6 protein-coding genes are annotated in these 6,503 nt (G+C 35.2%); 2 read left to right on the top strand and 4 right to left on the bottom strand.

From position 1 onward, the window contains the following. Positions 1-213 precede the first annotated feature (213 nt). On the bottom strand, positions 214-408 hold the full coding sequence (locus BW942_RS03615; protein WP_000494963.1) for a hypothetical protein: 195 nt from the start codon (positions 406-408) through the stop codon (positions 214-216). An 811-nt stretch (positions 409-1,219) separates the two neighbouring features. Next, positions 1,220-1,831: a TetR/AcrR family transcriptional regulator gene (locus BW942_RS03605; protein ID WP_000219100.1), complete on the bottom strand. Its 612-nt coding sequence runs from the start codon at positions 1,829-1,831 to the stop codon at positions 1,220-1,222. Positions 1,832-2,700: 869 nt separating this feature from the next. Here BW942_RS03605 and BW942_RS03600 point away from each other — a divergent pair. Next, positions 2,701-3,882: an acetyl-CoA C-acetyltransferase gene (locus BW942_RS03600; RefSeq protein ID WP_000390637.1), complete on the top strand. Its 1,182-nt coding sequence runs from the start codon at positions 2,701-2,703 to the stop codon at positions 3,880-3,882. Positions 3,883-3,992: 110 nt separating this feature from the next. Next, the gene (locus tag BW942_RS03595; protein WP_000777993.1) at positions 3,993-4,283 is read left to right on the top strand and encodes a hypothetical protein; all 291 of its coding nucleotides are present in this window, start codon (positions 3,993-3,995) and stop codon (positions 4,281-4,283) included. Positions 4,284-4,523: 240 nt separating this feature from the next. On the opposite strand, the gene BW942_RS03590 is transcribed toward BW942_RS03595, so the two are convergent. Both BW942_RS03590 and BW942_RS03585 read right to left on the bottom strand, forming a co-directional pair. Next, complete coding sequence (locus BW942_RS03590; RefSeq protein ID WP_000794300.1) at positions 4,524-5,855, bottom strand: peptidoglycan recognition protein family protein; 1,332 nt, start codon at positions 5,853-5,855, stop codon at positions 4,524-4,526. Next, positions 5,852-6,433 (bottom strand): hypothetical protein, encoded by a 582-nt coding sequence (locus tag BW942_RS03585; RefSeq protein WP_000741270.1) that lies wholly within the window; start codon positions 6,431-6,433, stop codon positions 5,852-5,854. Before BW942_RS03585 ends, BW942_RS03590 begins: the two co-directional genes overlap by 4 nt. Positions 6,434-6,503 lie beyond the last annotated feature (70 nt).

Below are 6,503 nucleotides of genomic sequence, written 5' to 3'. Positions count from 1 at the left end.
ATCGCGTTTTAGGTTGAGAGCCATTTTAGTTATGAAATTTGCGAACGATTTGCCCCAATTTTTTCTTACATCAAACTTCACGTTAAAATAAAACGGATTCTCCCACGAATTCACGTTAAATCAGTACTTGAATAGGAACAGATTTTTATTTGTGGATGAGACTATAACGATGAGTAAAATATTTTTAAATGAGAGCCAGCATATTGCTTTTATTCAAACTCCATCATATTCTTGTGTCGGTTGTAGAAGTAATGTTTTAAAATCCCATTTTCGTAAGTAATCGGCCACGGCTTCGGTTACAACGAGTAATCCGGGACCATCTACAAGTCTAAAACTTTTTAAATCGCCTACTTTTTCAGACGAGATGACAATGGATTTAAATTTTCTAAGAGCATTGGGTGTAAACAACGATCTTTCTCTATCGATAGCATCGATTTCACCGATAAAGTTTACGGCACTGAAATTATAATATTTTTTACCAGGCCCACTCTACGTAAGATCATTGGATAGGAGTCGAAATTTTTGACTCCTATTTCACTGAATGCTTGAATAAGTTTATCCGACATTACTGCCCAGCTCGTATCGAAGAAATCGGCCAGTTCAGTGCCGTACTCAGGATCGAGGTCAAGTGTCCGTTGAGATACTGGTTCGGAAAATTTATCCAGATACGATCCGTTGGAGTAACGATCTCTAAAGTGTTTGTTTCTTCGAAAAGGTTTTGTCGGCAAAAGTAGTACATATTCTAAATGTTATGAACTATACAAGTGTCCTTTAAGTTTTTATAAATCGATTTATCAAGTTTTATGATTTGTTGGATTTTACTTTATTAGAGTTGTTGAAAAATTCCCTAGTTCCGATTAACAAAACTGCTTCAATTGCCCGTTTCCATAAAATAGAAACAGATGGAGAATTAATTTTTCAACAATTCTATTCTAAAGTGCGTTTCAAAACCTTCTTGAAAAAATTAAAAATGAATATAAATCTCACAATTTAAAACGTAGTAAGATCATTTTTTCGATTTTACATTTCCAATCGAATTAGAGTTCTGAAAGATTTTTTTTTATTAGAATATTTCTGCAGTTTGCTGATCGAAGTATTATTAATTTTAAGTATGGTCTTTACATTTTTAAATACACATTGTTGTTATTTGAATAAAACTTCTCAGAATTGTATTTGAAAATCTAGAAATCTTTTTATAATTTTAGAGTTATCTGAAAATTTATTCTTCTAAAAGAATTTTTTGGAAATATAAAAAACCTTCTGCTAGAGGATCGTCTTTTCCTCCACGGCGACGTTTGAGCATATTCGTAAGATCTAATACCATCAGTCCATACATCCACGCCCACATCATTCTTGCGATTGCTGGATATTCTGATTTAGGTAGTTTGAATTCTTGGTTGATACAACCATTTCGTATGGTTTCTAAAAACACTCTATAACTGGTAGGTAAACTTGGAAACGCCTTTCTGTGCATATGTCCGTGAACCGTATTAAACATTACTTTATGTAATTCTTTATTATTTAAGGAAAAGTCCCAATAAGCTCGTGCGATTCCCGCTAACTGCTCGAATGCGTTTTTTCCGTTTTTCTGTGCGTTTCGTAAAAGTTGAGTCAGTTCGGTTTCTCCTTTAGCAATCAGTACTTGTATAATTTCTTCCTGACTTGTGAAATGAGAATACGGACTTGCTACGCTGCAGTTTAATTTTTCAGCGATCTTTCTCATGGAAAGTCTGTCGATCCCTTTTTCTTGAAGGATTTCCATCGCCACTTGTACGATATTCTCTCTATTTAAACTGTTTCTAGATCTTCTCTTGTGTCTCGTCACGGTCATTTTTTAGATTTTACTTTAGCAAGTTATGAATCGCTAAATGTCTCTTTTATATTTGTAGTTTTTTAAATTCAATTCTACTTTATCAAAAAAATCAAACGAATAACTATCGATCTGCTATTACGTTTTGCTTTCGTAAACTCTAATTTGTAACTAAGGCCTTCTGAAAATCGTACTTATGAGTTTTGTTTCATTTTTTCGAGATGGAAAAATAAGCGGCTTAAATTTTATTCTACTTCTTGTAGCCTAAAAATAAAAATCATTTTTTATCCTTAGGTTTTTAGAGAAAATCCTGAAAGAATTCCTACTTTTCAAAATAAACTTTTTTTGATGACTTGGGAAAATTCGATCAGCAATTTTCTTTTATCTTTTGTAGGTGGAGAAAATTCTGTGAAAATGAAATTTGTGGGAACTACCACATTCTTGCAAGACGGCTTCCAAAAATCCGTAAGAACGTTATGCTGGAATTTTTAAGTGGGTTGGTTTTTTAAATATTTGTCAATTATGATACGAACCATGTAAGAATCGGGACAAGAACAGCGTTTTTTTTAGAAAAATAATTTTGACTAATGTTTGTTACGACAAAAAAAATTTTTACTTTAAAAAATCTCAGAATAGATATTTAGAAACGTGATGATTAGTAGCGGAACTGGGAAATTTGGAGGATGAAATTAGTCATGTCGGATGGGTTGGGGTAAATTTTAAAAATGGAATCTATTCAAACTCTTATTTTTCATTTCGAATTAAATTGACTTTATATGTAATAGGATATTTTATAAAAGTATTATGTTTGAGTGTACGTTTTTGGGTGATGTCAAGCCTTTTTCGTATGGGATTGGTATATTAAAATATTATAATTATTAGGAGTAATTATGGAAGAAGCAGTTATACTGGATGGGATTAGAACTCCGTTCGGAAATTTTGGAGGAACCTTAAAAGACCTGAGTGCGGTCGATCTGGGAGTTTTGGTTTCTAAGACGATTCTGGAAAGAACGGGAGTTTCTCCTGAAGCGATTGGAGAATCGATTTTTGGAAATGTGATTCCGACAGGAAAAGAAGCGATTTATCTTGCGCGTCATATTGGTCTGAAAACGGGTCTTCCTTTAGGAGTTCCGGCTCTGACTCTCAATCGTCTTTGTGGTTCTGGTATGGAAGCGATTATCCAAGCTGCAAAAAAGATTTATCTAGGGGATGCGGATGCGGTTCTTGCAGGTGGAGTGGAATCGATGAGTAATGCTCCTTACGTTGTGCGTAACGCGCGTTGGGGAGTTCGTTACGGTTCCGCCGAATTTGAAGATACGTTAGAACAAGGTCTCACCGACCAATACGTAGGTTTGATCATGGGACAGACCGCTGAAAATCTTGCCGATCAGTATAAAATTTCCAGACAAGAACAGGATGAATGGGCGGCGATTTCTCAAACTCGTGCCGAAAAAGCCACTTTAGAAGGACGTCTTAAAGAAGAAATTTTTACCGTTACGATCCCAGGTAAAAAACCGGTTATATTAGAAAAAGATGAATTTATTAAGGGAGCCTCTGGTGTTGATAAACTTGGAAGTTTAAAGGCTGTTTTTAGGGAAGGTGGAACCGTGACCGCTGGAAATGCTTCCGGCTTAAACGACGGAGCGGCGGTTACAATTGTAGCATCTTCTTCTTATGCTAAGAAGTTAGGTAAAAAACCTTTGGCGATTATCCGAGGTTATGGTCACGCTGGTTGTGATCCTGCTAAAATGGGAATTGGTCCGGCACTTGCAATTCCAGCTGCTTTGAAAAAAGCAGGTCTTAAACTTTCGGATATGAGTTTAGTGGAAGTAAATGAAGCTTTTGCGGCTCAATATCTTGCGGTTCAAAAAGAATTAGGGCTCAATCCGGAAATTACCAATGTGAATGGCGGTGCGGTAGCGATTGGGCATCCTCTGGGAGCTTCTGGTGCCAGGGTTACGATCACACTCGCGTACGAACTCAAAAGAAGAAAGGCGAAATACGGAATTGCTTCCCTTTGTATTGGAGGTGGTCAGGGAATTGCACTCGTTCTGGAAAATCCAGAAGTGTAATTGAAGTTTCGTCTAACGTTATTACAAGGCTCGAAGAGGAAGGGCCTTGTATGTAAAAGATAGGAATGGATGTGACTTGAAAGTTATCGAAAGAATATTATTTTTATCTTATGAAATTGAGTAGAAAAATTTTGAAACGGTTTCTACTTATAATATTTGTTTTTTTAATTTTCAATCAGGAAATGTATTCTGAATGTGCAGTGTGTTATACAATTGTTTATGTGGAATTGAAGGAAAAATTCGGAAAAAAGAAAAACTTCTTCTTTGCAGTGCCTCCGGAAATAGAGGATACAAATGGAAAAACATCTCCGATTCGTTTGGACCAAATCCATTTAGACCAGATTGAGATTGAACAGAAGTGGAAGAAAACAGGTTTTCTTACTTTTTATAAAAAGATTTAAAAGTCAGTGGATGAGAATGGAGACAATGCCTATTGTAGTTTACAAAAACCTGTTATTAGAAAGGCCTTTTCCATTAGTAAAATAACGATCATTAGGCACATTCAGAACGTATATTCTCCTATTACTTTCTGTAAAAGTAAATAGTTCTACTAATAAGTTTTTGTTGAAATAACAAACCAAAACTTGAACTACATAGTTTTCTATTTATAGTAATGGTTCTAATTAAATATTATCGATCTGTCAGGGTTGAAAATCGGTAAATAAAAGAATCCAATTTTCGCTCTGTCTATCGAACCAGTTTTCTTCCGGATAATAAGTCCCGCCTGCTTGTTCTAAAACTTCTTTCATATAAGATTCGCCGGGATCAAAATCCTTTCCGTCAAGATAAATGGAACCTCCCCATTTTTTTTTGGCTTGTGTATGAGAATATACACCTCGTAAGGATTCTATTCGTTCATTGTTCAGAGGAATCTTATATTTTTCGGAAAGTTCTTTTACGAGACGAACAACCGCTTTGGTCTGTTCCTGATTGGCTAAAAGCATTTCTGTATCTTTTCCTACAATTTCCACTTGAAAGCAGTTCGAGTTAGTTCCAGCCGCAGCCGCAGCCGCGTCCAAGATAGAATCCAAAAGTTGATAGACTTTTCCATCTTGATCTGCGAGAAACGTAGCGGATAAATTCCGTTTTTCTAATACTTCTAAAGTTTTTTGATAATCAGGAATTGCGGTAAAGTGCAACACGATACAATCGGGAGAAATAGATCCACGCTGATTATAACGAAGTCTTTTTTCTTCAGGAGCTTTTCCATCGGACGTTTTTTCTACGGAATTCAATTCTATGATTGGTGCGGAAGTTGTACCTCTGCCTCGGTTGTATGTTGGAACGATTTTTTTACCAGACGGATCTGTAAATTTTTCCTTACGAATTACCCAACCGGAGTCAAACCGATCTTTCCATTCTGTTTCTGAAAAAAATTTTCCTTGGAGTTTTAAAAGAACGGAAGATAAAACTTTTTCACTTCCACATTCCCCGGTATCTAAAAAACGACCAAATTTTTTCTTACTCTGAGTATGTGTAAAAATTCCTTTTTTAGAAGTAATATCGTAGTTATTTAGAGGAATTGAATGTTTTTTTGAAAGAGTTTCAATCAGATTGACGAGAGATTTTAATTGAACTTCGTTTTTTAAAATGGAATCGTTGTTTCCTTCCCAAGAAACGTGGATTGTGGTTTCGTCCATTCCAGGTGCGGCTTTGTAAAGTATTTTAGAGGGCTCTTCTACTCCGTATACACTTCCGTTTTCAAGAACGATAAAATGCACCATCCATCCTGAGGATTTACTTTTGTCTAAGTATTCTCCCGCCTTTAAACCGTAAGTATGATGTAAAAGAATCGATTTGACCCCAAAAAACCAACGTTTTTTACCGATTGATTTGAGGGAATCTTTGCCAATTCCTAAAGTGAAAAATGGAAGTACCTGATTAGAACTTAGTATTTCCGATTCTTTTGTAGGAAAAGAACAATTTAATATAAGAGTGAATATCGCTAATTTGAAAAAAAAATTATTTTTCATCTCGATACCTTATTTCGTAGTCGAGTTAAATCTTCTCTTAGTTTTTCTAGGTTTTTGGAAAGTTTTCTATGGCGATTAATAATTTCTGAATATTCATAAATTTTAAAATTTATTTTGTTCTTTTTTGGATCTTCCTCAGGAGCCATTGGGATCGATTTAAAAATTTCAGAAGACGTTTCGAATTCTCGGGTTAGTTTTAGATATTCCGTCGAACAAGCGGAAAAAAATTCGGGAGAAAGATTTTGTTTAGAAGTTTCTATTTGTTTTCCAAGCGATTCCGTTGCCGCTTTTAAAAATGAAAATAGGGATTGGTTGTCTTCAACTAGTTCGTTCAGAGATTCCTGAAGATGAATTTCGGTTTTGCTTTTGGAATGAAGAATTCCTTTTTTTGCCTTCCAGTAGATCAAATAAATTAGAATTACGGATATGATAAAAATCAAAGAAAATAGGAAAAAGGTCCTTTTTTGGTAGACCCATTCTAAGGTTTCCCATTGGAACAAATCGGGAGAATAGGCCGCTAAAGCTAAACCGATTAAAATAATTCCTGTGGAAAGGTAATAAAAAATACGAGCTGCCATTCCATTTCATAACACATCTTTAGGTCCTACTTGTCAAGGAACCTTCTTGTCTTAGGAAAACTCTTACATA

Origin of the sequence: Leptospira interrogans, from assembly GCF_900156205.1 — a bacterium.
Classification (GTDB): Bacteria; Spirochaetota; Leptospiria; order Leptospirales; family Leptospiraceae; genus Leptospira; species Leptospira interrogans.
Note: the sequence above shows the minus strand (reverse complement) of the source record. Positions and strands in the feature narration are given on the sequence as shown.